The organism is Salmonella sp. SAL04213, assembly GCF_046550535.1.
Classification (GTDB): Bacteria; Pseudomonadota; Gammaproteobacteria; order Enterobacterales; family Enterobacteriaceae; genus Salmonella; species Salmonella enterica.
This window is the reverse complement of sequence record NZ_JBGDXS010000001.1, coordinates 806,143-832,200: the sequence shown is the minus strand read 5'-3', so window position 1 is coordinate 832,200 and position 26,058 is coordinate 806,143. Positions and strand designations below refer to the sequence as shown.

Sequence of the window (26,058 nt, the reverse complement as noted above, 5' to 3'; positions counted from 1 at the left end):
ATATTCCAGGAAAACTCCTGGACATTTTCTGTGTCGCTATTCTGTTTGTTACAGGCGTGATATTCTTGCGACTCAATTATTTCCGGTCTGCTTGCCGGTTCAGACACTTCATTCTCATGACTATGTTGCAGCTTTATAAACGTTCACAGCATTTTGTTTTTATTACAATTAGCGTCCTTATTATCCTGCTGTCCTGTCAGTCTCTGGCATTTGCCCGGGGGCAAACGAATGGCGACCTGCCGTCAAAAGCGGATGTACAAAACCAGCTGGATACGCTGAATAAGCAAAAAGATCTCTCCGCCCAGGATAAGCTCGTCCAGCAGGACCTTATTGATACGTTAGCTACGCTGGATAAAATCGAGCGGGTGAAAGAGGAGACCGTACAGCTACGGCAGAAGGTGGCGCAGGCGCCTGAAAAAATGCGTCAGGCGACGGCTGCGTTGAATGCGCTGAGCGACGTCGATAATGATGATGAAATGCGAAAAACGCTGAGTGCGCTTTCGCTACGTCAGCTTGAGCTGCGCGTGGCGCAGGTACTGGATGATTTGCAAAATTCGCAAAACGATCTTGCCGCTTATAACAGCCAGCTTGTTTCGCTACAGACCCAGCCTGAGCGCGTGCAAAACGCCATGTATACCGCCTCACAGCAAATACAGCAAATCCGTAACCGTCTGGACGGCAATAACGTCGGCGAAGCCGCGCTTCGCCCCAGCCAACAGGTGTTATTACAGGCACAACAGGCGCTGCTTAATGCGCAGATCGACCAGCAACGTAAGAGTCTTGAAGGGAATACCGTTTTGCAGGACACCCTGCAAAAACAGCGGGATTACGTGACGGCCAACAGTAATCGCCTTGAACATCAGCTTCAACTTTTACAGGAGGCGGTCAACAGTAAACGACTTACGCTAACGGAAAAAACGGCCCAGGAGGCCATTTCGCCGGACGAAACGGCGCGTATCCAGGCGAACCCGCTGGTAAAACAGGAACTGGATATTAACCATCAACTCAGCCAGCGTCTGATTGTCGCGACCGAAAACGGCAATATGTTGATGCAGCAAAACATTAAAGTAAAAAACTGGCTCGATCGCGCGCTGCAGTCGGAAAGAAATATCAAAGAACAGATTGCCGTCTTAAAAGGCAGCCTGTTGCTGTCGCGTATTCTTTATCAACAGCAGCAAACCCTGCCCTCCGCCGACGAACTCGAAGATATGACCAACCGCATTGCGGATTTGCGTCTGGAACAGTTTGAAATCAACCAGCAGCGTGATGCCTTATTCCAAAGCGATGCCTTTGTCGACAAGCTGGAGGAGGGGCATACCAGCGAGGTGAATGATGAAGTTCATGATGCGTTGCTTCAGGTGGTGGAGATGCGCCGTGAGCTATTGGATCAGCTAAATAAACAGTTGGGTAACCAGCTGATGATGGCGATTAACCTGCAAGTTAACCAGCAGCAGTTGATGAGCGTCTCGAAAAATCTGAAAGCCATTCTGACGCAGCAGATTTTTTGGGTGAACAGTAACCGCCCTATGGACTGGGACTGGCTTAAAGCGTTCCCCCAAACGTTAAAAGAGCAATTCAGCGCCATGAAAATCACGGTGAACTGGCAAAAAGCCTGGCCCGCGGTATTTATTGCTTTTTTGGCCGGGTTGCCGCTCTTGCTCATCGCCGGTTTAATCCGCTGGCGTCTGAAATGGTTAAAAGCGTATCAACAGAAGCTGGCCGCCGCCGTGGGATCGTTGCGTAACGATAGTCAGCTCAATACGCCAAAAGCTATTCTGATCGATCTGATCCGCGCGCTGCCGGTGTGCCTGATTATCCTCGCGCTTGGACTGATCCTGCTGACCATGCAGCTAAATATCAGCGATCTGCTCTGGGCCTTTAGTAAAAAGCTCGCAATGTTCTGGCTGGTCTTTGGGCTGTGCTGGAAGGTGCTGGAAAAAGAGGGCGTGGCAATACGCCATTTCGGTATGCCAGCGCAGTTGACCAGCCACTGGCGTCGCCAGATTGTACGCATTAGCCTCGCATTGCTGCCGCTGCACTTTTGGTCTGTGGTGGCGGAGTTGTCGCCGCTGAATCTGATGGATGACGTGCTGGGGCAGGCGGTTATTTTCCTCAATCTGCTGGTCATAACATTGCTGGTGTGGCCACTGTGCCGGGAAAGCTGGCGCGATAAAGAATCTCACGGCATTCGACTGGTGACCGTGACGATTCTTTCCATTATTCCGGTGGCGTTAATGGTATTAACGGCGACCGGCTATTTCTATACCACCCTGCGCCTGGCGGGGCGCTGGATTGAAACCGTCTATCTGGTCATTATCTGGAACCTGCTTTATCAAACGGTGCTGCGCGGGTTAAGCGTAGCGGCGCGCCGGATTGCCTGGCGACGCGCGCTGGCTCGTCGTCAGAACCTGGTAAAAGAGGGAGCGGAAGGCGCGGAGCCACAGGAAGAACCCACCATCGCGTTGGAGCAGATTAACCAGCAAACATTACGTATCACGATGCTGCTAATGCTTGCCCTGTTCGGCGTTATGTTCTGGGCGATTTGGTCCGATTTGATCACCGTATTCAGCTACCTTGATAGCATCACGCTGTGGCACTACAACGGCTCCGAAGCTGGCGCTGCGGTGGTGAAAAGCGTGACGATGGGCAGCTTGTTATTCGCCATTATTGCCGCGATGGTGGCCTGGGCGCTCATCCGCAACTTACCCGGCCTGTTGGAAGTGCTGGTGCTTTCACGTCTGAATATGCGCCAGGGGGCTTCGTATGCGATCACCACGATCCTTAACTACGTCATTATCGCTGTTGGCGCGATGACAGTATTCGGATCGCTCGGCGTCTCGTGGGATAAACTTCAGTGGCTGGCGGCGGCGTTGTCGGTGGGTCTCGGTTTTGGGCTACAGGAGATCTTCGGTAACTTTGTCTCGGGTTTAATCATCCTCTTCGAACGTCCGGTACGCATTGGCGATACGGTAACGATCGGCACCTATTCCGGCACGGTCAGTAAGATTCGTATTCGCGCCACCACTATTACCGATTTTGATCGTAAAGAAGTGATCATTCCGAACAAAGCGTTCGTAACGGAGCGGCTGATTAACTGGTCCCTCTCCGATACCACGACCCGTCTGGTTATCCGGCTTGGCGTGGCCTATGGCTCGGATCTGGAAAAAGTGAAAAGAGTCCTGCTACAGGCGGCGATGGAGCATCCGAAGGTGATGCACGATCCGGAACCTGCCGTATTCTTCACCACCTTTGGCGCCAGCACTCTGGATCATGAACTGCGTCTGTATGTGCGTGAATTGCGCGATCGTAGCCATACGGTGGATGAACTGAACCGCGCGATCGATCGACTGTGCCGTGAAAATGATATTAATATCGCCTTTAACCAGCTTGAGGTGCATCTGCATAACGCGAAGGGCGACGAAGTCACTGAAGTGAAGCGCGATCTCAACGGCGGCGATCTGGCGCCTACGGCAAGCTAAAAGGCGGTGGGCCGCGCGCTTTATGAGTGCGCGCGGCGCCGCTAATGCGACAGCGTAGAAAGCTCTTCCGGCGTAATGCCGGTGACGCTGGCGATGAGCCCGGGTTCCAGCCCGTTGGCAAGCATTTTGCGGGCAATAGCGCGCGCTTCGGCCTCACGGCCTTGTGCTAACCCTTGCTCAAGGCCTTTTTGCAACCCTTCCGTTCGGCCTTTTTCTTCCAGCCATTCCGCTATTGTCATCAGTTGTTCCTTATACTGCGGCGCGCCCTGCGCCAGTTGACGAATTAGCGCCCCGGGTTCTGCGGCGTTTCCTGCTTTCAACATATAGTTGATTAGTACACTGAGCTGCGTGTCCGTCAAATAATCCTGCGTTAAAAGCGTGATAAGGGGGTCGAGCAGTTCGCTTAAATCGCGTTGACGAATATGTTTTTGCAGGAGCTCTAACATCGCTATCCGCCGATGCTGCAAAAGCTGATTATCCGGCATTGTCGTCAGGTCGACCAGCGCAAAATCGCGGCTGTATAAGGCCTTCGCCATATCCGGTTTCACAAACATATTATGCCAGTTAAGGCTATAGGGCCACGGGCTTTCCGGACCGTGATAAAAGAGGATTGGCACCACCAGCGGCAAGGTATCATGACCGGCATCCAGATGACGCTGCATGGCGGCAATGGCGTACCGCATCAGGCGAAAAGCCATCAGCCGGTCTGATTTGCTCTGATGTTCAATGAGCGCGTAAACATACCCGGGGCCGTGTTGGGTATGCAGAGAGTAGAGAATATCTGAATAGCGGCTGCGTAAATTGTCTTCAACAAAACTCCCCGACTCCAGCTTCAGTGAATCCAGATCGCAGATTGCAAGAAAGTCTTCTGGCATGTGGAGAGCCAGAAAGTCGCGGGCGACCTCTTTTTGCATCAGCATCTGTCGAAATACCGCATCGTGCGGCGTGGTGGGTAGACGTTCCATGCCCCGTCCTTTGTTGCCTGACTGTAGCGACCACTCTGTCAGCGACAACGAGGACAAACCAGGGGGCAATTACTCTGTTTGCGAGTCGTCTTCCGTACTTTTTAACTTGTTTTCATAATCACGCATAACTATTTCCAGCGCGCGTAGCACCGTTCGTGCCGGTAAGCGATTCTCTTCAAGCAGCACAATTAAATCCACGGCCAGTTTGACTTCATCAGGGGCATTTTCAAGCGACATACTTTCTCCAGGATTAACGGGTTAAACGCGCCAGTACGTTTTCTATTTTCTCCAGCGCATGTCGGCAGCGCGCCAGCCGTCCTTCATAGATCTCGACTTCCTTTTGCAGCGTTTGTTGTTCGACAAGGCCGGTCGCTTGCGCCAGACGAATTTTGCGCTCCTGTGTCATCGCCAGTAGTCGACGTTCAAACTCCTGATGCTGTATTCGTCTGCGCTGCCAACGGCCAAGCCCTGGCGCGGCGGTGTCCCACTGGCGCAGCGACCAGGCGGCGGTTTCACGCGATATCGCCTCCAGTTGCGAAGCCAGATGTTCCGCCAGCCAGGCGACTTGCGGCAGTTGCTCATGTTTTACCGCCTGACGCAACGCGACGAGATTGGCGCCTGCCTCTTCCAGATATCCCTGCAACAGAGTACTGCGGGTACGGAAAAGGTGTCGGTCAAAGCGCGCGCTTAACGTCGCATGTTGCGCCAGCGGCGCGCAGCGTTGGCGTAGCGTCGCCAGCCTCTCTTCCAGCGTCTGTAACAGCATAGCGGTTTTCAATTCAACACCCCGATGAAAATAAGACAGGCTGTGCTACAGTAGCCTTCTGTTTGATAACGATTCGCATTATGCAACGTACTATTTTAATCATCATTGGCTGGCTGGCGGTAGTATTAGGGACATTGGGCGTGGTTTTGCCCCTGTTGCCGACTACGCCGTTCATTTTACTGGCGGCCTGGTGTTTCGCCCGCTCGTCGCCGCGTTTCCATGCCTGGTTGTTATACCGTTCATGGTTTGGCGGTTATCTGCGCCACTGGCAGCGCTATCGGGCCATGCCGCCGGGAGCTAAACCGCGAGCGATCGCGTTGATATTGCTGACCTTTGGTATATCGCTGTGGCTGGTGAATATGATGTGGGTGCGGGTGCTGCTATTGGTTATTTTGGCCTGCCTGCTGATTTTTATGTGGCGGATACCGGTGATTGATGAAAAGCAACAAAAGCGCTGAAGCACACGAATCGCTGTTGCAATTGTCGTTCACAGCCAGTAAATTCGACCGTTTTCGAGCACAGGCGCAGGCGGTCAAAGAGTAACCGAGCGTTACCCCTGACCGAAAAGTATTGCGCCGTGAGTAACACCGTACTTAGCAGGCATATATCCATGACCGCGACTGCACAGCAGCTTGAGTTTCTCAAAAACAGCATCAAAAGCATTCAGGATTACCCGAAACCGGGCATTCTTTTCCGTGATGTCACCAGCTTACTGGAAGACCCGAAAGCCTACGCGCTCAGTATTGAACTGTTGGTTGAGCGTTATAAAAATGCGGGTATCACCAAAGTGGTCGGCACCGAAGCGCGTGGCTTCCTGTTTGGCGCTCCGGTTGCGCTTGGGCTGGGCGTTGGTTTTGTTCCGGTACGTAAACCGCGCAAATTACCGCGTGAAACTATTGCCGAGACCTATGAATTAGAGTACGGCACCGATCAGCTGGAAATCCATGTCGACGCGATTAAACCTGGCGACAACGTGCTGGTCGTGGACGATCTGCTGGCGACTGGCGGCACCATTGAGGCGACCGTGAAGCTGATCCGTCGTCTGGGCGGGAAAGTCACCGATGCGGCGTTCATCATCAATTTGTTCGATCTGGGCGGCGAGCAGCGTCTGGAAAAGCAGGGGATTACCTGTTATAGCCTGGTGCCGTTTCCAGGGCATTGATTCAGGCTATCCGCACTGCTATTTTAGCCAGAGAGACAACCTCGCTGTATCGGCGAGGTTGTGTTAGCATTACCCTTCTATGAATCCACCTTCCAGCGTTTCAGAGCCTGCCAATGAGTTATCAGGTCTTAGCCAGAAAATGGCGCCCACAAACCTTTGCTGACGTCGTCGGCCAGGAACATGTGCTGACCGCACTGGCGAACGGCTTGTCGTTAGGGCGCATTCATCACGCATATCTTTTTTCCGGCACGCGCGGCGTCGGTAAAACCTCTATCGCCCGACTGCTGGCGAAGGGGCTGAACTGCGAAACCGGTATTACCGCGACGCCGTGCGGCGTTTGCGATAACTGTCGGGAAATTGAGCAGGGGCGTTTTGTCGATCTCATTGAGATTGACGCCGCATCGCGTACCAAAGTCGAAGACACCCGCGACCTGCTGGATAACGTCCAGTACGCGCCTGCGCGCGGTCGCTTTAAAGTCTATCTGATCGATGAAGTCCACATGCTGTCGCGCCACAGCTTTAATGCGCTACTTAAAACGCTTGAAGAGCCGCCAGCGCATGTGAAATTTTTACTGGCGACCACCGATCCGCAGAAGCTGCCGGTGACCATTTTGTCGCGCTGTCTACAGTTTCATCTCAAAGCGCTGGATGTTGAACAGATTCGCCATCAGCTTGAGCATATTCTCAATGAGGAACATATCGCTCACGAACCCCGCGCGTTGCAGTTGTTATCACGCGCGGCTGACGGCAGCCTGCGCGATGCATTAAGTCTGACTGACCAGGCGATCGCCAGCGGCGACGGGCAGGTTTCGACGCAGGCGGTAAGCGCCATGCTCGGTACGCTGGACGACGACCAGGCTTTGTCATTAGTCGAGGCAGTGGTTGACGCTAACGGCGAACGCGTCATGTCGCTTATCAACGAGGCGGCGGCGCGCGGTATTGAATGGGAAGCGCTGCTGGTCGAAATGCTTAACCTGCTGCACCGTATTGCGATGGTGCAACTTTCGCCTGCCGCGTTAGGCAGCGATATGGCGGCTATCGAGCAACGGATGCGCGAACTTGCCCGGACGGTGCCTCCCGGCGATCTTCAGCTCTACTATCAGACGTTGTTGATTGGTCGCAAAGAATTGCCCTGGGCGCCGGACCGGCGGATGGGCGTTGAAATGACGTTACTGCGTGCGCTGGCGTTTCACCCGCGTATGCCCTTGCCGGAGCCTGAAACGCCGCGGCAGTCTTTTGCGCCCGTGGCCCCAACGGCGGTAATGACGCCGCCGCAGGTGCAGCAGCCGTCGGCGCCCGCGCCGCAGACATCGCCAGCGCCGCTGCCAGCGTCTACCAGTCAGGTGCTGGCGGCGCGCAATCAGCTACAGCGCGCGCAGGGAGTAACCAAAACAAAAAAGAGTGAACCGGCAGCCGCATCCCGCGCGCGGCCGGTGAATAACTCTGCGCTGGAGCGGCTGGCCTCGGTTTCGGAGCGCGTACAGGCGCGCCCGGCGCCGTCTGCGCTGGAAACGGCGCCAGTAAAGAAAGAGGCTTATCGCTGGAAGGCCACCACGCCGGTAGTGCAAACCAAAGAAGTGGTGGCTACGCCAAAAGCGCTTAAGAAAGCTCTGGAGCATGAAAAAACGCCGGAGCTGGCGGCTAAACTGGCGGCGGAAGCGATTGAGCGCGATCCGTGGGCGGCGCAGGTAAGCCAGCTTTCTTTGCCTAAGCTGGTGGAGCAGGTGGCGCTCAATGCCTGGAAGGAGCAGAACGGCAACGCGGTTTGTCTGCATCTGCGCTCGACGCAGCGGCACCTCAATTCCAGTGGCGCGCAGCAAAAGCTGGCGCAAGCGCTCAGCGATCTGACGGGAACGACGGTTGAACTGACCATCGTTGAAGATGATAATCCCGCGGTGCGTACGCCGCTGGAATGGCGTCAGGCCATTTATGAAGAGAAACTCGCGCAAGCGCGTGAGTCAATTATTGCGGATAATAACATTCAGACGCTGCGTCGATTCTTCGACGCCGAGCTGGATGAAGAGAGTATCCGCCCCATTTGATCGTAAGCCCGGCTTGCGATTGTGAACCATCAAGAGAGAGAGCTTATGTTTGGAAAAGGCGGTCTGGGCAATCTGATGAAACAGGCCCAGCAGATGCAGGAAAAAATGCAGAAAATGCAGGAAGAGATTGCGCAGCTGGAAGTGACCGGCGAATCCGGCGCGGGTCTGGTGAAGGTTACCATCAACGGCGCGCATAACTGCCGCCGCGTGGAAATTGACCCAAGCCTGCTGGAAGATGACAAAGAGATGCTGGAAGATCTGGTCGCTGCGGCCTTCAACGATGCGGCGCGCCGCATTGAAGAGACGCAAAAAGAGAAGATGGCTTCCGTCTCTTCCGGTATGCAACTGCCGCCAGGCTTTAAGATGCCATTCTGATGCAAACCAGTCCGCTGTTAACTCAGCTTATGGAAGCGTTGCGCTGCCTTCCGGGCGTTGGCCCTAAGTCGGCGCAGCGGATGGCGTTTACCCTGTTGCAGCGCGATCGCAGCGGCGGAATGCGCCTGGCGCAGGCGCTGACCCGGGCGATGTCGGAAATCGGCCACTGCGCCGACTGCCGCACCTTTACCGAGCAGGAGGTTTGTAATATCTGCTCGAACCCGCGGCGTCAGGAAAACGGCCAGATTTGCGTGGTGGAGAGTCCTGCGGATATCTACGCCATTGAGCAGACCGGGCAATTTTCCGGGCGGTATTTCGTGCTGATGGGCCACCTGTCGCCGCTGGACGGCATCGGGCCGGATGATATCGGTCTCGATCGTCTGGAACAGCGGCTGGCGTCAGAAAAAATCAGTGAGCTGATCCTCGCGACCAACCCGACGGTTGAAGGAGAGGCTACCGCGAACTATATTGCCGAGCTGTGCGCGGAGGCCGGCGTCGAAGCCAGTCGTATCGCCCACGGCGTGCCGGTTGGCGGCGAACTGGAGATGGTCGACGGTACGACGCTGTCCCACTCACTGGCGGGACGTCATAAGATTATTTTCTGAACAAACGGAGGCGGCATTCGCGGCCTCCGCTTGAAATCACACCCGCTTGTCCCCATCTCACCCTCAACGTATTTTTACCATTAAAAATGGCATTGTTGAGGTCTATCCACATGAAAGGACAAGAAACGCGTGGTTTTCAGTCAGAAGTTAAACAACTTCTGCACCTGATGATCCATTCTCTTTATTCCAATAAAGAAATCTTCCTGCGTGAACTCATCTCTAACGCCTCAGATGCGGCGGACAAGCTGCGTTTCCGCGCTCTGTCAAACCCGGACCTGTATGAAGGAGATGGCGAGCTGCGTGTGCGCGTCTCTTTCGATAAAGATAAGCGTACGTTGACCATTGCCGATAACGGCGTGGGGATGAATCGTGATGAGGTGATTGACCACTTAGGCACCATTGCCAAGTCCGGCACCAAATCTTTCCTCGAATCAATGGGGTCCGATCAGGCGAAAGATAGCCAGCTCATTGGTCAGTTTGGCGTAGGCTTCTACTCCGCGTTTATTGTAGCCGATAAAGTGACCGTACGTACACGTGCGGCAGGCGACAAGCCGGAAAATGGCGTGTTCTGGGAATCGGCAGGCGAAGGCGAATACACCGTTGCCGATATCACCAAAAATGACCGTGGTACGGAAATCACCTTACACCTGCGTGAAGGCGAAGATGAATTCCTCGATGACTGGCGCGTACGCTCAATTATCAGTAAATATTCCGATCACATCGCATTGCCGGTAGAGATTGAAAAACGGGAAGAAAAAGACGGCGAAACCGTGATTTCCTGGGAGAAAATCAACAAGGCCCAGGCGTTGTGGACCCGTAACAAGTCGGAAATTAAAGACGACGAGTACAACGAGTTTTACAAGCACATCGCGCATGATTTCACCGATCCGCTGACCTGGAGCCACAACCGCGTGGAAGGTAAGCAGGAGTACACCAGCCTGCTGTATATCCCGTCGCAGGCGCCGTGGGATCTGTGGAACCGCGATCACAAACATGGTCTGAAGCTGTACGTACAGCGCGTGTTCATTATGGACGATGCCGAGCAGTTCATGCCGAACTATCTGCGTTTCGTGCGCGGCCTGATTGATTCTAATGACCTGCCGTTGAACGTCTCCCGTGAAATCCTGCAGGACAGCACGGTAACGCGTAATCTGCGTAGCGCTCTGACCAAACGCGTCCTGCAAATGCTGGAAAAACTGGCGAAAGACGACGCGGAAAAATACCAAACCTTCTGGAAACAGTTCGGTCTGGTGTTGAAAGAAGGCCCGGCGGAAGATCACGCCAACCAGGAAGCGATCGCTAAACTGTTGCGCTTTGCCTCCACCCATACCGACTCTTCCGCCCAGACCGTGTCGCTGGAAGATTACGTCTCCCGGATGAAAGAAGGGCAGGAAAAAATCTACTACATCACCGCAGACAGCTATGCGGCGGCGAAAAACAGCCCGCACCTGGAGCTGCTGCGTAAGAAAGGCATCGAAGTGCTGCTGCTCTCCGATCGCATTGACGAGTGGATGATGAACTACCTGACCGAGTTTGACGGTAAAGCATTCCAGTCGGTCGCTAAAGCCGATGAGTCCATCGAAAAACTGGCGGATGAAGTCGACGAAAACGCGAAAGAAGCGGAAAAGGCGCTTGAGCCGTTCGTGGAGCGTGTCAAAACCCTGCTGGGCGATCGCGTGAAAGAGGTGCGTCTGACGCATCGTTTAACCGACACGCCGGCGATTGTCACCACCGATGCGGATGAAATGAGCACCCAGATGGCGAAACTGTTCGCCGCGGCCGGTCAGTCCGTGCCGGAAGTGAAATACATCTTTGAGCTCAATCCGGATCATGTGCTGGTTAAACGCACTGCCGATACCGAGGATGAAGCGCAGTTTAAAGAGTGGGTCGAGCTGCTGCTGGATCAGGCGCTGTTCGCTGAACGCGGTACGCTGGAAGATCCGAACCAGTTTATCCGCCGTATGAACCAGTTGCTGGTGTCCTGATAACGCTCATCTGATTGCCGGATAGCGACGCGAAGCATCTTATCCGGCCTACGGCGAGTACTGTTTGTAGGCCGGATAAGCGCCAGCGCCATCCGGCATTTTTTATAATACCTTCTCTTTTCTGGATTTCTCTTCGTTAACCGTTTCAGCATCAGGCAGCTTCCTTGAGCGAAATGCGTGATGGTGGTATCGTTTAGCGCTTTTTAAAAAATATCGACAACCTTTGAGGGGATTTTCGTAATGCGTATTATTCTGCTTGGCGCTCCGGGCGCGGGTAAAGGAACTCAGGCTCAGTTCATCATGGAGAAATATGGTATTCCGCAAATCTCCACTGGCGATATGCTGCGCGCCGCAGTGAAATCAGGCTCCGAGTTGGGCAAACAGGCGAAAGATATCATGGACGCCGGTAAACTGGTGACCGATGAACTGGTGATTGCGCTGGTTAAAGAGCGTATCGCCCAGGAAGACTGCCGTAACGGTTTTCTGCTGGACGGTTTCCCGCGCACGATCCCGCAGGCTGACGCGATGAAAGAAGCGGGTATTGTCGTGGATTACGTGCTGGAATTCGACGTACCGGACGAACTGATCGTTGACCGTATTGTGGGCCGTCGCGTACACGCCGCCTCTGGCCGCGTTTACCACGTAAAGTTTAATCCGCCGAAAGTGGAAGGCAAAGATGACGTCACCGGCGAAGATCTGACGACCCGTAAAGACGATCAGGAAGAGACCGTTCGCAAACGTCTGGTGGAATATCATCAGATGACCGCGCCGCTGATTGGCTACTACCAGAAAGAAGCGGAAGCGGGCAACACCAAATACGCAAAAGTTGACGGTACGCAGGCCGTTGCCGACGTGCGCGCAGCGCTGGAAAAAATCCTCGGTTAATTTTTTCGCGTAGTGAACCGCTTATCAGGCCTGCCATTATCCCGCAGGCCTGATAAGCGTAACGCCATCAGGCAATCGGTGCCGGATGGCGGCCTGAACGCCTTATCCGGCCTACTGGCATCGTGAGCGCCATTCGGCAAATTCTCGTCTTACCTCTCGCAGCAATTAGTTCTTCTTTATCGCTTTTCCGCTACAATTATCAACAATTTGAATAGATAAGAGGCGGCAATGCGTCAGACGAAAACCGGTATCCTGCTGGCTAACCTTGGCACGCCAGATGCCCCAACTCCTGAAGCGGTAAAGCGCTACCTGAAACAATTTTTAAGCGACAGACGCGTGGTGGATACTCCTCGTCTGCTGTGGTGGCCGCTGCTGCGTGGCGTTATTTTACCGCTGCGTTCGCCGCGCGTCGCGAAACTCTATCAATCTATCTGGATGGATGGCGGTTCGCCGCTCATGGTATATAGCCGCGAACAGCAACAGGCGCTGGCCGCGCGGTTGCCAGACACGCCCGTCGCGCTGGGGATGAGCTACGGCTCGCCCTCGTTGGAAAGCGCTATCGATGAGCTGTTAGCAAGCGACGTCGACCATATCGTCGTGCTGCCGTTGTACCCGCAATACTCTTGCTCAACGGTGGGCGCAGTCTGGGACGAACTGGGGCGGATACTGGCGCGTAAACGTCGTATTCCCGGTATCTCATTTATTCGCGATTACGCAGATGACGGCGCTTATATCGATGCGCTGGCGAAAAGCGCGCGTGAGTCGTTCGCCAGACACGGCGAGCCGGATGTGCTTCTGCTCTCTTATCACGGCATTCCACAACGTTATGCGGATGAAGGCGATGACTACCCGCAGCGCTGTCGCGATACCACGCGCGAACTGGTTTCCGCATTGGGACTGCCGCCGGAAAAGGTAATGATGACGTTCCAGTCGCGCTTTGGCCGTGAACCGTGGCTGACGCCGTACACCGATGAAACGCTAAAAATGTTGGGTGAAAAGGGGACTGGCCATATTCAGGTCATGTGTCCGGGGTTTGCCGCGGATTGTCTGGAGACGCTGGAAGAGATAGCGGAACAGAACCGCGAGATTTTCCTTGAAGCGGGCGGTAAAAAATATGCGTACATTCCGGCGCTGAACGCGACGCCGGAACATATTGATATGATGCTGAAACTCACGGCGCCGTACCGTTAACGCGGCGTCTTCATCCTCGCCATAAAGAAGCGTGCGCCGTCCTGCAAGGCATCGTCGGCGATTGTCATCATTCGCGAATAGTGCAGAAAGGCGTGCAGCGTGCCGGGATACATTTTGTATTCGCAGGGCTGCTGGTGCGCCTGTAATGTCTGGTGCAGCAAGCGGCTGTCATCAATGAGCGGATCAAACTCCGCGCTGGCAATAAAGCAGGGCGGCACATCGCGCGTGAGATCGTTATTAAATAGACAATACCAGGGCGATTCCCGATCTTCATCGTTACGCAGATAGGCCTTTTCGTACATGTCCAGATCTTCACGCGTCAGGCCGTCCCACGCGCCGCCGAACAGACGGCGGCTTACCGAATCCTGCAACCCATACAGCCCATACCACAACAGAATCGCGATAACGTTACCGCAGCGAATGTGCTTATCACGTAGCCAGAGCGCGCTGGCAAGCGCCAGCATGGCGCCTGCGGAATCTCCGGCGAAACCGATTTTCTCCACGTTGAGCGAGTATTCATCGGCATGTTGAGAGAAGTAGCTGCATACCGCGACGGTTTCTTCAATGGCCTGCGGATAACGCGCTTGCGGCGACAGCGAATAATCAATACCGATCACGGTGCAGCCGGTATAACGCGCCAGCAGACGCATTATCCGGTCATGCGTATCCAGGTTACCGAGGATAAATCCGCCGCCGTGCAGATAGTATAAGGTGGCCTGACTGGTCGGCTGCGGCGAGTAGAGCCGGGTTGTTACATCGCCATAAGGCGTAGGGACGGCGCAGGTGCGGGTGGTCATGGACGGCGCGTCGGCATTCCAGAAACGGCGCTCAAGAAGATAATACTGACGCTGGGTCTCAATATCGCCATCGGCAGGCCAGGGGGGAAGGCCTGGTTGCTGGAAGTTTACGACGGCTGTCATTTCGTCAGACAGTCGGGTGAGTACGGGAATTTTATTTTCCGGCTTCATAAAACGCTCCTTGTGAAAGTGAACCATTGTAAAAAACGCGGCTGGAGAAACTGCGATCTCGTCGTCCGATATTGAAACGCCATCGTCCGTCGCGCGCAGCGGGGGGAATGTGCTACCATGCAGCGCTCCGTTATTCATCCGTAAGCACAATCATGAAATTTCCCGGTAAACGTAAATCCAAACACTATTTTCCCGTCAATGCGCGTGACCCGTTGTTGCAACAAATTCAGCCAGAACAGGAAACCAACGCCTCCTGGGTCGTCGGTATCGACCAGACGTTGGTGGATATTGAGGCGAAAGTGGATGACGATTTTATTACACGCTATGGATTAAGCGCCGGGCATTCTCTGGTGATAGAAGACGAGGTGGCGGAGAAGCTGTATCAGGAACTGACGCGGGAAAATCTGATCACCCATCAGTTTGCTGGCGGCACTATAGGCAATACGATGCATAATTACTCGGTACTGGCGGATGACCGTTCGGTGTTACTGGGCGTGATGTGCAGCAACATTGAGATTGGCAGCTACGCTTATCGCTACCTGTGTAATACTTCCAGCCGTACCGACCTGAATTATCTGCAAGCGGTAGATGGCCCGATTGGCCGCTGTTTCACGCTGATTGGCGAATCCGGCGAGCGTACCTTCGCTATCAGCCCCGGCCATATGAATCAGTTACGGGCGGAAAGTATTCCGGAAGCGGTGATCGCTGGCGCTTCCGCGCTGGTGTTGACCTCATATCTGGTGCGCTGTAAGCCTGGCGAACCGATGCCTGACGCGACGATGAAAGCGATCGAATACGCGAAAAAGCATAACGTGCCGGTTGTCATGACGCTGGGCACCAAATTTGTGATCGCCGATAATCCGCAGTGGTGGCAGGCGTTTCTCAAAGAGAATGTCTCGATTCTGGCAATGAATGAAGAAGAAGCGGAAGCGCTGACCGGCGAAAACGACCCGCTGCTGGCGGCGGATAAGGCGCTGGACTGGGTCGACCTGGTGTTATGCACCGCCGGGCCGATAGGGTTATATATGGCGGGCTTCACCGAAGAGGAAGCAAAACGTAAAACCCAGCATCCGCTGCTGCCAGGGGCTATTGCTGAATTTAACCAGTATGAATTTAGCCGGGCAATGCGCCATAAAGATTGTATTAATCCGCTGCGCGTTTATTCGCATATTGCGCCGTATATGGGCGGGCCGGAAAAAATCATGAACACCAACGGCGCGGGCGATGGCGCGTTGGCGGCGCTGCTGCACGATATTACGGCGAACAGTTACCATCGTAGCAACGTACCGAACTCCAGTAAGCACAAATTCACCTGGCTGACCTATTCGTCGCTGGCGCAGGTGTGTAAATATGCTAACCGTGTCAGTTATCAGGTACTGAACCAGCATTCTCCGCGTCTGACACGCGGGCTGCCGGAGCGTGAGGACAGCCTGGAAGAGTCGTACTGGGATCGCTAATCTGGCTTGCCCGATGGCGCTGTGCGCATCGGGCCGTCCGGCAAACCCTTAACTGGCGACGACTTCACCTGCGGGCGGCGTTTCAAGCAGTTCCAACATCGCCCGGGCAATTTCTCGCTCGCCCATCACTACCTGATTGGCTCCTCGCTCGGTAATATATTTCACTTCATCATCATAGTGCGCGCGGGCGATTATCTCGATATCAGGACTTTTTTCCCGCGCTGAGGCGACAATCTCACCGGCTTCGTAACCGTTGGGGATGGTCAATAACAGCCAGCGGGCGCAGTCCAGATGCGCCAGATTCATGATTTCTTCGTTAGCGGCGTTGCCCAGCACGGCGCGAATCCCGCGTTCGCGCAGTTCATCCACGCGGGTACGGGACGTTTCGATAACCACCAGCGGAATCCCCGCCGCCAGTAATTTTTCGCCCAGCAGACTGCCTACGCGGCCAAAACCCACCAGCAGGGCATGATTACAGATATCCACCGGAATTTGCTTCTCTTCTTCGATAGCCTCTTCCAGAGTTTGCTCTTCCAGCGTTTCGGTTTTCGCCAGATACTTCTCCAGCAGGGTAAACAGTACGGGATTAAGCATAATCGACAAAATAGCGCCTGCCAGCACCAGGTTCTGTCCCGCTTGCGGCAGCAGGTTGAGCGCCATGCCGAGTCCGGCGAGAATAAAGGCGAACTCGCCGATTTGCGCCAGGCTGGCGGCAATGGTCAGCGCGGTTCGCGGCGAGTGGCCGAACATACGCACCAGGAAAAACGCAGCGATCGATTTGCCAAAGACGATAATGGCAAGCGTCGCCAACACCGCCAGCGGCTGTTGAATCAAGACTAACGGATCGAACAACATGCCGACGGAAACAAAAAACAGGACGGCAAAGGCGTCGCGCAGCGGCAACGTATCGTGCGCCGCCCGGTGACTCAGTTCCGACTCATTAAGCACCATTCCAGCGAAGAACGCGCCCAGCGCAAAAGAGACGTCAAACAGTTCTACCGCGCCAAACGCAATGCCTAACGCCAGCGCCAGTACGGAAAGGGTAAATAATTCGCGCGAGCCGGTGGCGGCGCTGCGGGCCATAATCCACGGCACCAGGCGGCGTCCGACCAGCATCATGATGGCGATAAACGCCACCACTTTACCAATGGTTATCCCCATATCGACCGTCAGCGAGGCTATGCCGACATCGCCTTTTTCCACCATGCCGGCAACGGCGGGCAGCAAGACCAGCGTCAGCACCATCACCAGATCTTCGACAATCAGCCAGCCGATGGCGATTTGTCCGCGCTGGCTATCAAGGAGTTGCCGCTCCTCAAGCGCGCGCAGCAGGACGACGGTACTGGCGGTAGACAGACAGAGCCCAAAAACGATGCCGGTCATTAATGACCATCCCAGCACGGCGGAAAGCGCCATACCCAGCAGCGTCGCCACCGCTATCTGAGCGACAGCGCCGGGAATGGCGATAGACTTTACCGCCATCAAATCCTTCAGCGAAAAATGCAGCCCGACGCCGAACATCAGTAGAATCACGCCGAGCTCCGCCAGCTCCGGCGCCAGTTTGGTATCCGCAACAAAACCAGGGGTAAAAGGTCCCGCCAGAACGCCCGCTAATAGATATCCCACCAGTGGAGAAATACGCAATTTGTTGGCAATCATGCCGAGAATAAAAGCGAGCACAAGGCCGCCGACAATGGTGGTGATAAGCGGGGTAGCGTGATGCATTCCGTCTCCTTTGGTTGCTGGACTCCAAAACTCCGGGTAATAGTTTATGACAATTTCAATCAGGATGTTTATAAAAAATGGTTGTGTTTTATAAAAAGATACCGTCTGAAGGCAAAAAGAGCACGGAACGTAAAAGTGATAAGTATGGGATGGACAAAGCAAGATGGCATCAGGATGTACAGGCGGTTAAAGCGTACCTTTAACCGCCATAAAATCATGCTTTATGTCGATTATCAGGTAAGAATATGGTCAGTATCCCCAGAAGCGGCAGGAAAGCACAGATTTTATAAACTAAATAGATACTGGTATGGTCGGCAATCAGCCCCAACACCGCTGCGCCCAGGCCTCCCATCCCGAAGGCAAACCCGAAAAACAGGCCGGAAACCATACCGATGCGTCCTGGCAGCAGCTCCTGGGCATACACCAGAATGGCGGAAAACGCCGACGCGAGAATAAAGCCGATAATCACCGTTAAAATCCCCGTCCAGTACAGCGTGGCGTAGGGTAAAACAAGGGTAAACGGCGCGACGCCGAGAATAGAGCCCCAAATCACATATTTTCTGCCGATTTTATCGCCCACCGGCCCGCCGATTACCGTCCCGGCAGCCACCGCAAACAGGAAGGCAAATAGATGGAGCTGCGCGTTTTGTATTGATAATCCGAATTTTTGCATCAGATAAAAGGTGTAGTAGCTACTGATGCTCGCCATATAAAAATATTTCGAGAAAATGAGTAGCAATAATACGCTGACCGCCAGCACGACTTTATTGCGCGGCAGCGGGTTAGCGATTATCGCTTTTGGCTTGCCTTTCGCTATCCGGTGCTGGGCTGCATACCAGCGGCTGATCTGCGCCAGCACCACGATCGCCAGCAGCGCGGCCAGCACAAACCAGGCGACATTCCCTTTGCCATAGGGCGCGATAATCACGGCGGCCAGCAACGGACCCAACGAACTGCCGAAATTACCGCCGACCTGGAAGATAGACTGCGCCAGACCATGACGTCCGCCGGAGGCCATGCGCGCCACGCGGGACGATTCCGGGTGAAAAACGGACGAGCCGGTACCCACCAGCGCCGCAGCGAGCAATACGCCGCCAAAACTTCCCGCCATTGCCAGCAGTACCAGCCCGCTCAGGGTAAAACACATGCCGACAGGTAGCGACCACGGCATGGGATACTTATCCGTCCAGTAGCCGACGACCGGTTGCAGCAGCGATGAGGCGAGCTGGAACGTCAGGGTGATCAAACCTATCTGGACGAAAGTCAGTGAGAACTCCGCCTGCAACAGGGGATAAATGGCTAAGATTAGCGACTGGATCATATCGTTCAGCAGATGGGAAAGACTGATCGCGCCCAAAATACCAAACGAAGTACGTGCTTTAGCGGCCGCTGCGGGCGCGCCGGCTAACGGCTGGGTTGGTTCACTCATGGCCATAGAAAGTCACTTAAATTTTATGCGATGTTGGAGATAGTAGGATGTGTAATTATTACTTGCCTAACATACCTGTGAAATGTGTTTGAAGGAAGTCTCAATTCTGAAAACATATTTGTCTATTATTGCAAGGAAAGGTAATTTCTGCGGTTGATATTGAGTCAGGGAGAGAAAGATGAAATTTTTGAAACGGGGTGTGGCGCTGGCGTTACTGGCGGCGTTCGCGCTGACGACTCAGCCTGCACAGGCTTACGAAAAAGATAAAACCTATAAAATTACTATCCTGCATACCAACGATCACCACGGTCACTTCTGGCGCAGCGAATATGGCGAATATGGTCTGGCGGCGCAAAAAACGCTGGTGGACAGTATCCGTAAAGAGGTGGCGCAAGAGGGGGGAAGCGTCCTGTTGTTATCCGGCGGCGACATTAATACCGGGGTGCCGGAATCCGATCTCCAGGATGCGGAGCCCGATTTCCGCGGGATGAATCTGATTGGCTACGACGCTATGGCCGTCGGTAATCATGAATTTGATAATCCGCTCACCGTATTGCGCCAGCAGGAAAAGTGGGCGAAGTTTCCCTTTCTTTCCGCCAATATTTATCAAAAAAGTACCGGCGAGCGTCTGTTTAAGCCGTGGGCTATTTTTACACGCCAGGATATAAAAATCGCGGTAATCGGCTTAACCACCGATGACACGGCGAAAATAGGCAACCCGGAATATTTCACCGATATTGAGTTTCGTAAACCTGCTGAAGAAGCAAAGGTGGTGATTCAGGAACTTAATATGAATGAAAAACCGGACGTGATTATCGCGACCACGCATATGGGACATTATGACAACGGCGATCACGGTTCGAACGCGCCGGGCGACGTTGAGATGGCGCGTAGCCTGCCTGCCGGTTCGTTGGCGATGATTGTGGGCGGTCACTCACAAGACCCGGTATGCATGGCGTCGGAAAATAAAAAACAGGTGAATTACGTACCGGGAACGCCCTGCGCGCCGGATAAGCAAAATGGTATCTGGATCGTGCAGGCGCATGAGTGGGGTAAATATGTGGGCCGCGCGGATTTCGAATTCCGTAACGGCGAGATGAAAATGGTTAACTACCAGCTTATTCCGGTAAATCTCAAGAAAAAAGTGACCTGGGATAACGGGAAAAGCGAGCGTGTACTTTACACGCCGGAAATCGCCGAAAATCCGCAAATGCTCTCGTTATTAACGCCGTTCCAGAATAAAGGTAAAGCGCAACTGGAGGTGAAAATTGGTAGCGTGAATGGCCTTCTTGAAGGCGATCGCAGTAAGGTCAGATTTGTCCAGACCAATATGGGACGGGTGATTCTGGCTGCGCAGATCGCGCGCACCGGCGCCGATTTTGGCGTGATGAGCGGCGGCGGTATTCGCGACTCGATTGAGGCGGGAGATATTACCTATAAAAGCGTGCTCAAGGTACAGCCGTTCGGCAACATTGTGGTGTATGCCGATATGAGCGGCAAAGAGGTGGTTGATTATCTCACCGCCGTAGCGCAGATGAAACCGGACTCCGGCGCCTATCCACAGTTCGCCAATGTGAGCTTTGTCGCCAAAGAGGGCAAGCTCACCGATCTGAAAATCAAAGGCGAGCCTGTTGATCCGGCCAAAACCTACCGCATGGCGACGCTGAGTTTCAACGCCACGGGCGGCGATGGTTATCCGCGCATCGATAACAAACCGGGATACGTGAATACCGGGTTTATTGATGCGGAAGTGCTGAAAGAGTTTATTCAGCAAAATTCACCGCTGGATGCGGCGGCGTTTACGCCAAAAGGCGAGGTGAGCTGGTTGTAGCGGTACGGATAGCCATCACTGCCTGATGGCGCGCAGCCTTAAGGCCTACGGATTATGTCTGCTGTAGGCCGGATAAGGCGTTTGCGCCGCTATCCGGCAATGTATTTTACGCAGGCTTAATCCCGACGCGCGATATCAGCGAATTTAGCACCCAGGATGGCGGCCAAATCGTCAGCCGCCAGTTCAATATCCAGCCCGCGTTTACCACCGGAAACATATATAGTGGCAAACGTGCGGGCTGGCGCGTCAATCAGCGTAGGCAGCCGTTTCTTCTGTCCCAGCGGACTGATCCCGCCGACCAGATATCCCGTGGTGCGTTGCGCCACCATCGGGTCGGCCATATCGACCTTTTTCGCGCCCAGAGCTTTGGCGACTTTTTTCAAATCCAGCTGCCCGGCTACAGGCGTCACGGCGACGGCCAGTTGCTTCATATCGCCATTCACGGCGACCAAAAGCGTTTTATACACCTGATCGGCGTTTAGCCCGAGCTTACGCACCACTTCATCGCCAAAGTTAGTTTCATTCGGATCGTGATCGTAGGTGTGAATGTTAAACGGAATCTTATTCTTTTCGAGTAACTTAACTGCGGGTGTCATAACGTTCCTTCTTACTACAGACGTGATTTGCCATCAGCATACGCCCGAAAGCGGACTAAAAAATAGTATAATCTTGTGCATTAGGTCTTGGCAGTTGCGGCAACTTTGAGCGACAATCTGAAGATCCGAAGCGAAAGCGTCGGGATAATAATAACGATGAAATTCCTCTTTGACGGGCCAATAGCGATATTGGCCATTTTTTTATTTCAATATTTGCGGTAGGTTGCCTTCGCCGTACAGATGTAGCGCCCCTACGGCTACCACGTAGCGTCCCGGCGGCAGTGCCAGCAGCGCGTCGCGCCAGGCTTCATTGCGTTTTACCATCAGTACATCATACAGCGGCTGGCTAAACGTTCTGGGAAGCGAAGCGCCGACGCTGGTCGGCGGCTGCTCAAGCCACCAGCCGATCATCACCTGCAAAAGCCGTGCGTTGGTGTGCCAGTGCGTCAGCGTGTCGTCGAGCAGCGCCATCCCGCCATCGGGCAGATCGCAGAGTAGTTCGAGCTGGTGTTTCGCCCCTTCCAGCTCTTGCACCGGCAGCGACATTTCGCGGGCAGCCTGTAATAGCTGATAATCAATGCCATAGTCCGGGCGCAATCCCAGCCGTTGCGCCTGCGTGGCCTGTAGCACCATAGCTATCTGCCATAAAGGTTGATTATCAAAATGGATCAGCGGCATACCCAACTCGCTGACCCGTTTTTCCAGTGCGCTTAGCTGCCCGGCGCTGAGACGTTCGACCAACGGCGGGCATTTGGGGAGATTGCTGAATGGCGTTTCGTTACCAGAAATATCCGCTTCAACGACCAGCGCGTCGGCCTGGCGTAGTTTTTTCACCAGCTTTGCTGGAAGAGGAGCCATATCGCGCGTCCCCATATGAATACTGCCAACCAGATGCAGATGACGACCGCCGGGCAGGGAGAGATCGATAGCAGGCCAACTATTTGGGGTACCACGCAGCGCGCGCCATAAACGTTTAAGTTGATTTAATAACTCCATACGCGCTCCCTTTGAAAAAGCTCATGCTAGCGCGTTGGAGAAAAGGGCGCAATGCGCCCTGACGGGACGTCAACGATCGGTCGGGTTATTCGCTGCCGTCGAGATAGGCCGTTCTGGCGATGGTCATTTCAAGCTGGCATTTATAAATACTGATGCGCTTTTCAGCGGGTATGGCCTCGGATTTGGCATCGCTAAGTTTGCCGCACTGCTGCTCTTTTTTGGTCACCCAGACTCGCTGTTCTTGTTTTAATGCCGTTCGGGCAGAGGCGGGTAGCGATTTCCAGACCTGATTAAGCTCGCGATCTCTACTCTCAAATTTCTTTGCTGCGATTTCAATCAGTGAGTTATTTTTTTTCTTTATAATGCTATCACCAGATACCGTCATTCTTGCCATTACATAAATAGACCGCGCCAATTTATCAGTTTTTTGCACAGGGGTGACAACAATATCTTTGTTGTTGTCTGCTAGCTGAATATTGTAGTTAACCTGTTTCCAGGTCACCGTATTGTTTATTACCTGTCCATCCCCTTGTGAAATATAGAATAGAGTATTTGGTAGGTCTTTCATTAATTTAAATAATGGCTGAGGAATACCCATGGCGACGGTAGCCGAGCAAGTTCGTAGGTTGGCATTTTCTGCTTGAGGGTTCTGCGTGATTACATCACTGAATTGAACAGGAATAGCCCGGAGTTGCTGCTCGTATTGAGTCTGGGGGATATCGAAGAAAAGCGTGGAGGGCTCTTTAATATAGTCTTGCTGTAAACGACCTAATGCTTCATTGTAAATCCATTCTTTTGCCGCCGTGACTGCATTATCGTTGCCACATTTTAACTCTGGAGTGGAATCAAATAACCCTGCATAACTGACGGCGGGAGAAAGCAGGAAAAGAAGCGTAACTGCTTTTCTAAACATAAATAACACATCCTTATGATTCAAAAAAACATTATAAAATTTTGTTTTTTATTTTTCTACAGGATGTGCGGTTAAATTTTTATATATTGATACGGTAAATTACTGATGGCTTAATAATATATCAGGCAGCTGATGCTGCCTGATATAGCGTTTTTACGCTTTCGGTTTAAAGCGCAATAGCCGGTTGGCATTGCTGACGACGGTAATGGAAGACAGCGCCATTGCCGCGCCCGCTACTACCGGGTTTAACAAGGTACCGGTAAACGGCCACAGAATACCGGCGGCCACCGGGATACCAATGCTGTTGTAGATAAATGCGCCAAGCAGGTTTTGTTTCATATTGCGCAACGTCGCGCGCGAAATGGCCAGCGCATCCGCCACGCCCATCAGACTATGGCGCATCAGCGTAATCGCCGCGGTTTCAATCGCCACATCGCTGCCGCCGCCCATCGCGATACCGACGTCCGCCTGCGCCAGCGCGGGCGCATCGTTGATACCATCACCGACCATCGCAACCTGACGACCCTGGCTTTGCAGACGTTTAATCGCATCGGCTTTGCCATCCGGCAGAACGCCCGCAATCACTTCATCAATACCCGCTTCTTTGGCAATCGCGTTAGCCGTCGTTGGGTTATCCCCGGTGAGCATTACCAGACGGTATCCGGCGTTGTGCAGGCGTTCAAGCGCGGCAATACTATCGCTGCGCAATGGATCGCGTACCGCCAGTAACGCCGCCGCTTTACCGTCAATCGCCAGCAGGACCGGAGTCGAGCCTTGCGAGGCCTGCGCGGTGATTTCCGCCGTCATATCATCCGTGGCGACGTGCTGTTCGTTCAGCAACGCCTGGTTCCCCAGAAGCAGTTGATGACCTTCCGCTTCACCGCTGACGCCCAGTCCGCGCAGCGTTCTGAAACCGTTCACCTGCGGCAGTTTATCATCGCCGGCTTTTTCCAGAATCGCATGGGCCAGCGGGTGGCTGGAGCCTTGTTCGAGCGCGGCAGCCAGACGTAATGCCTGAGCTTCCTCAACGCCGTTAAAGGTTTTTATCGCCACCACTTGCGGCTTGCCTTCCGTCAGCGTCCCGGTTTTATCAAAAACGAGGGTATCCAACGTACTGGCGCGTTGCAGGGCATCGGCGTCGCGTACCAGCACGCCGAATTCGGCAGCGCGGCCTACGCCGGAAATAATCGACATTGGCGTCGCCAGGCCTAATGCGCAAGGGCAGGCGATAATCAGTACGGTGGTGGCGATGACCAGCGTATAAACAATTTGCGGCGCCGGACCGAAGAAATACCAGATAGCGGCGCTGAACAGCGCAATAGCCACGACTACGGGAACGAATACCGCAGAGATTTTATCGGCCAGTTGGCCAATTTCCGGTTTACTGCTTTGCGCCTGGCGTACCATGCGAATAATGCGTGACAGCGTGGTATGACTGCCCACCGCGCTGGCGCGGAACAGGACGCTGCCGTCCTGGACGACGGTGCCGGCATGAACGCTGTCGCCTTCGCCTTTTTGCTGCGGAATGGGTTCGCCGGTCAGCATGGCTTCATCAAGCCACGCTTCGCCCTGGGTAATTTCGCCATCCACCGGCACGCGATCGCCGGTAGTGAGCCGCAGCAGCATCCCTGGCTGAACGTCCGCCAGCGGGACGCTTTTTTCGCCGTCTTCTGTCACGACGCGTGCGGTGGGCGGGGTGAGATCGAGTAATTTTTCCAGCGCTTTTGAGGAACGCTGACGGGCGCGCGCTTCCAGCATGTGTCCGAGATTAATCAGACCGATAATCATCGCGCTGGCTTCGTAATAGAGGTGCCGCGCTTCCATCGGGAACCACTGCGGCCACAGGTTGACGCTCATGGAGTAGAGCCAGGCGACCCCGGTGCCGAGCGCCACCAGCGTATCCATCGTCGCTGTGCCGTTCAGCAGGCTTTTCCACGCGTTACGGTAAAAGTGACCGCCCGCAAAGACCATCACCGCAAGCGTGATCAGGCCAATAGCCAGCCACAGGCTGCGGTTGTCGCCGGTCACCATCATGTTATCGCCGATCATCCCCCAGACCATGACCGGTATACCGACCGCCAGAGCGACGATGGCCTGCCAGCGAAAACGTTTCATGGTGGCGATGGCGGTTTCCTGCTGGCGCTCGCGGCGTTTGATGTCATCTTCAATCGCCTCTGCGCCGTAGCCGGCTTTTTCCACCGCCTGCACTAAATCAGCGGCGGACGCGCTGCCCATCACCAGCGCAGTGCGTTCCGCCAGGTTTACCCGTGCCTGCGTGACGCCCGGTACGCTTTGTAGCGCATGTTGTACGCGGGTGACACAACTGGCGCAGCTCATGCCGCTTAACAGCAACTGTTGGCTTTCTTCATCGGCCGTCGCTACCGGAAGCTCATGAGGAACCGCTGCCAGTGCTTCCGACGGGATTGATGACTCCGTCAGCGGTTTAGCCTTTGGGTGGCTTAACGTCGCGCCATACCCGGCCTGTTTGATGGTTTCAATTAACGAGTCCGCACTGGCGGTACCGGTAACGTGCGCTTCGGTTACGGTGACGTCCGCCAGCTCAACATCCGGACGTTGTTCAAGACTTTCTTTCACGCGTTTAACGCAATGACCGCAGGACAAACCGTCCAGGGTCAGGTCGATAGTTTGAGACATAGTAAAAACTCCTTTATGATTGGTCATCAATTC

21 protein-coding genes and 1 other annotated feature are annotated in these 26,058 nt (G+C 54.2%); of the genes, 11 read left to right on the top strand and 10 right to left on the bottom strand.

Going from position 1 to position 26,058, the window contains the following annotated elements:
• The first annotated feature begins 116 nt into the window (after positions 1 to 116).
• The gene (gene mscK / locus ACLJPQ_RS04060) at positions 117 to 3,479 is read left to right on the top strand and encodes a mechanosensitive channel MscK (RefSeq protein WP_000178234.1); all 3,363 of its coding nucleotides are present in this window, start codon (positions 117 to 119) and stop codon (positions 3,477 to 3,479) included.
• A gap of 41 nt (positions 3,480 to 3,520) precedes the next feature.
• Here mscK and ACLJPQ_RS04055 read toward each other — a convergent pair whose 3' ends face one another.
• The 3 genes from ACLJPQ_RS04055 to priC form a co-directional block, all read right to left on the bottom strand.
• Positions 3,521 to 4,444 carry an Rpn family recombination-promoting nuclease/putative transposase gene (locus ACLJPQ_RS04055; RefSeq protein ID WP_080184599.1) on the bottom strand — a complete coding sequence of 308 codons (924 nt, stop codon included), beginning with the start codon at positions 4,442 to 4,444 and terminating at the stop codon, positions 3,521 to 3,523.
• 69 nt (positions 4,445 to 4,513) lie between these two features.
• Positions 4,514 to 4,681: a pleiotropic regulatory protein RsmS gene (gene rsmS, locus ACLJPQ_RS04050; protein ID WP_000051161.1), complete on the bottom strand. Its 168-nt coding sequence runs from the start codon at positions 4,679 to 4,681 to the stop codon at positions 4,514 to 4,516.
• Positions 4,682 to 4,694: 13 nt separating this feature from the next.
• Entirely contained in the window at positions 4,695 to 5,222 is a 528-nt protein-coding gene (priC, locus tag ACLJPQ_RS04045; RefSeq protein ID WP_076735411.1) for a primosomal replication protein N'', read from the bottom strand.
• Positions 5,223 to 5,290: 68 nt separating this feature from the next.
• On the opposite strand from priC, the gene ACLJPQ_RS04040 reads away from it, so the two are divergent.
• The 8 genes from ACLJPQ_RS04040 to hemH all read left to right on the top strand — a co-directional run bounded on the left by ACLJPQ_RS04040 (position 5,291) and on the right by hemH (position 13,455).
• On the top strand, positions 5,291 to 5,668 hold the full coding sequence (locus ACLJPQ_RS04040; protein ID WP_001189860.1) for a DUF454 family protein: 378 nt from the start codon (positions 5,291 to 5,293) through the stop codon (positions 5,666 to 5,668).
• Positions 5,669 to 5,820: 152 nt separating this feature from the next.
• The gene (gene apt, locus ACLJPQ_RS04035) at positions 5,821 to 6,372 is read left to right on the top strand and encodes an adenine phosphoribosyltransferase (RefSeq protein WP_000127350.1); all 552 of its coding nucleotides are present in this window, start codon (positions 5,821 to 5,823) and stop codon (positions 6,370 to 6,372) included.
• 113 nt (positions 6,373 to 6,485) lie between these two features.
• Positions 6,486 to 8,414 carry a DNA polymerase III subunit gamma/tau gene (dnaX, locus tag ACLJPQ_RS04030; protein WP_080184598.1) on the top strand — a complete coding sequence of 643 codons (1,929 nt, stop codon included), beginning with the start codon at positions 6,486 to 6,488 and terminating at the stop codon, positions 8,412 to 8,414.
• Positions 7,747 to 7,811: a sequence feature (DnaX frameshifting element), on the top strand. It overlaps the preceding gene by 65 nt.
• A gap of 45 nt (positions 8,415 to 8,459) precedes the next feature.
• Entirely contained in the window at positions 8,460 to 8,789 is a 330-nt protein-coding gene (locus tag ACLJPQ_RS04025) for a YbaB/EbfC family nucleoid-associated protein (protein ID WP_000467098.1), read from the top strand.
• Positions 8,789 to 9,394 carry a recombination mediator RecR gene (gene recR / locus ACLJPQ_RS04020; RefSeq protein WP_023194514.1) on the top strand — a complete coding sequence of 202 codons (606 nt, stop codon included), beginning with the start codon at positions 8,789 to 8,791 and terminating at the stop codon, positions 9,392 to 9,394. The genes ACLJPQ_RS04025 and recR overlap by 1 nt, the downstream gene beginning before the upstream one ends.
• A 110-nt stretch (positions 9,395 to 9,504) precedes the next feature.
• Entirely contained in the window at positions 9,505 to 11,379 is a 1,875-nt protein-coding gene (htpG, locus tag ACLJPQ_RS04015; RefSeq protein ID WP_001523272.1) for a molecular chaperone HtpG, read from the top strand.
• 240 nt (positions 11,380 to 11,619) lie between these two features.
• Entirely contained in the window at positions 11,620 to 12,264 is a 645-nt protein-coding gene (gene adk, locus ACLJPQ_RS04010; protein WP_001220237.1) for an adenylate kinase, read from the top strand.
• A 228-nt stretch (positions 12,265 to 12,492) separates the two neighbouring features.
• On the top strand, positions 12,493 to 13,455 hold the full coding sequence (gene hemH, locus ACLJPQ_RS04005; protein WP_064043807.1) for a ferrochelatase: 963 nt from the start codon (positions 12,493 to 12,495) through the stop codon (positions 13,453 to 13,455).
• Here hemH and aes read toward each other — a convergent pair.
• Entirely contained in the window at positions 13,452 to 14,423 is a 972-nt protein-coding gene (gene aes, locus ACLJPQ_RS04000) for an acetyl esterase (RefSeq protein WP_000801786.1), read from the bottom strand. The two genes, hemH and aes, sit on opposite strands and share 4 nt — an antisense overlap.
• 152 nt (positions 14,424 to 14,575) lie before the next feature.
• Between aes and gsk the strand changes: the two genes are divergently transcribed.
• Positions 14,576 to 15,880, top strand: coding sequence for an inosine/guanosine kinase (gene gsk, locus ACLJPQ_RS03995; RefSeq protein ID WP_000671592.1), 1,305 nt, complete (start codon positions 14,576 to 14,578; stop codon positions 15,878 to 15,880).
• A gap of 48 nt (positions 15,881 to 15,928) precedes the next feature.
• On the opposite strand, the gene ybaL is transcribed toward gsk, so the two are convergent.
• Entirely contained in the window at positions 15,929 to 17,605 is a 1,677-nt protein-coding gene (ybaL, locus tag ACLJPQ_RS03990; protein WP_000546209.1) for a YbaL family putative K(+) efflux transporter, read from the bottom strand.
• A 214-nt stretch (positions 17,606 to 17,819) separates the two neighbouring features.
• A complete protein-coding gene (locus ACLJPQ_RS03985) occupies positions 17,820 to 19,040 on the bottom strand; it encodes an MFS transporter (RefSeq protein ID WP_001251593.1) in 1,221 nt (406 codons plus the stop codon).
• A 172-nt stretch (positions 19,041 to 19,212) separates the two neighbouring features.
• Here ACLJPQ_RS03985 and ushA point away from each other — a divergent pair, with 172 nt between their 5' ends.
• Positions 19,213 to 20,865, top strand: coding sequence for a bifunctional UDP-sugar hydrolase/5'-nucleotidase UshA (gene ushA / locus ACLJPQ_RS03980; RefSeq protein ID WP_000670398.1), 1,653 nt, complete (start codon positions 19,213 to 19,215; stop codon positions 20,863 to 20,865).
• A 116-nt stretch (positions 20,866 to 20,981) separates the two neighbouring features.
• On the opposite strand, the gene ybaK is transcribed toward ushA, so the two are convergent.
• From ybaK to copA, 4 genes are all read right to left on the bottom strand, one after another.
• Complete coding sequence (ybaK, locus tag ACLJPQ_RS03975; protein WP_000186618.1) at positions 20,982 to 21,461, bottom strand: Cys-tRNA(Pro)/Cys-tRNA(Cys) deacylase YbaK; 480 nt, start codon at positions 21,459 to 21,461, stop codon at positions 20,982 to 20,984.
• Positions 21,462 to 21,662: 201 nt separating this feature from the next.
• Positions 21,663 to 22,457, bottom strand: coding sequence for a TraB/GumN family protein (locus ACLJPQ_RS03970; RefSeq protein WP_000421861.1), 795 nt, complete (start codon positions 22,455 to 22,457; stop codon positions 21,663 to 21,665).
• Positions 22,458 to 22,542: 85 nt separating this feature from the next.
• A complete protein-coding gene (locus tag ACLJPQ_RS03965; RefSeq protein WP_000488545.1) occupies positions 22,543 to 23,370 on the bottom strand; it encodes a lysozyme inhibitor LprI family protein in 828 nt (275 codons plus the stop codon).
• A 153-nt stretch (positions 23,371 to 23,523) separates the two neighbouring features.
• A complete protein-coding gene (gene copA / locus ACLJPQ_RS03960; protein ID WP_080184597.1) occupies positions 23,524 to 26,025 on the bottom strand; it encodes a copper-exporting P-type ATPase CopA in 2,502 nt (833 codons plus the stop codon).
• Between the last annotated feature and the right edge of the window lie 33 nt (positions 26,026 to 26,058).

Bases quoted from the DNA above. Each gene is read 5' to 3' on its own strand.
- ybaK (WP_000186618.1), bottom strand. From the start codon at position 21,461: ATGACACCCGCAGTTAAGTTACTCGAAAAGAATAAGATTCCGTTTAAC.
- aes (WP_000801786.1), bottom strand. From the start codon at position 14,423: ATGAAGCCGGAAAATAAAATTCCCGTACTCACCCGACTGTCTGACGAA.
- rsmS (WP_000051161.1), bottom strand. From the start codon at position 4,681: ATGTCGCTTGAAAATGCCCCTGATGAAGTCAAACTGGCCGTGGATTTA.
- ACLJPQ_RS04055 (WP_080184599.1), bottom strand. From the start codon at position 4,444: ATGGAACGTCTACCCACCACGCCGCACGATGCGGTATTTCGACAGATG.
- copA (WP_080184597.1), bottom strand. From the start codon at position 26,025: ATGTCTCAAACTATCGACCTGACCCTGGACGGTTTGTCCTGCGGTCAT.
- recR (WP_023194514.1), top strand. From the start codon at position 8,789: ATGCAAACCAGTCCGCTGTTAACTCAGCTTATGGAAGCGTTGCGCTGC.
- adk (WP_001220237.1), top strand. From the start codon at position 11,620: ATGCGTATTATTCTGCTTGGCGCTCCGGGCGCGGGTAAAGGAACTCAG.
- ushA (WP_000670398.1), top strand. From the start codon at position 19,213: ATGAAATTTTTGAAACGGGGTGTGGCGCTGGCGTTACTGGCGGCGTTC.
- mscK (WP_000178234.1), top strand. From the start codon at position 117: ATGACTATGTTGCAGCTTTATAAACGTTCACAGCATTTTGTTTTTATT.
- ACLJPQ_RS04040 (WP_001189860.1), top strand. From the start codon at position 5,291: ATGCAACGTACTATTTTAATCATCATTGGCTGGCTGGCGGTAGTATTA.
- gsk (WP_000671592.1), top strand. From the start codon at position 14,576: ATGAAATTTCCCGGTAAACGTAAATCCAAACACTATTTTCCCGTCAAT.
- ACLJPQ_RS03970 (WP_000421861.1), bottom strand. From the start codon at position 22,457: ATGGAGTTATTAAATCAACTTAAACGTTTATGGCGCGCGCTGCGTGGT.
- apt (WP_000127350.1), top strand. From the start codon at position 5,821: ATGACCGCGACTGCACAGCAGCTTGAGTTTCTCAAAAACAGCATCAAA.
- ybaL (WP_000546209.1), bottom strand. From the start codon at position 17,605: ATGCATCACGCTACCCCGCTTATCACCACCATTGTCGGCGGCCTTGTG.
- htpG (WP_001523272.1), top strand. From the start codon at position 9,505: ATGAAAGGACAAGAAACGCGTGGTTTTCAGTCAGAAGTTAAACAACTT.
- ACLJPQ_RS04025 (WP_000467098.1), top strand. From the start codon at position 8,460: ATGTTTGGAAAAGGCGGTCTGGGCAATCTGATGAAACAGGCCCAGCAG.
- dnaX (WP_080184598.1), top strand. From the start codon at position 6,486: ATGAGTTATCAGGTCTTAGCCAGAAAATGGCGCCCACAAACCTTTGCT.
- ACLJPQ_RS03965 (WP_000488545.1), bottom strand. From the start codon at position 23,370: ATGTTTAGAAAAGCAGTTACGCTTCTTTTCCTGCTTTCTCCCGCCGTC.
- ACLJPQ_RS03985 (WP_001251593.1), bottom strand. From the start codon at position 19,040: ATGGCCATGAGTGAACCAACCCAGCCGTTAGCCGGCGCGCCCGCAGCG.
- hemH (WP_064043807.1), top strand. From the start codon at position 12,493: ATGCGTCAGACGAAAACCGGTATCCTGCTGGCTAACCTTGGCACGCCA.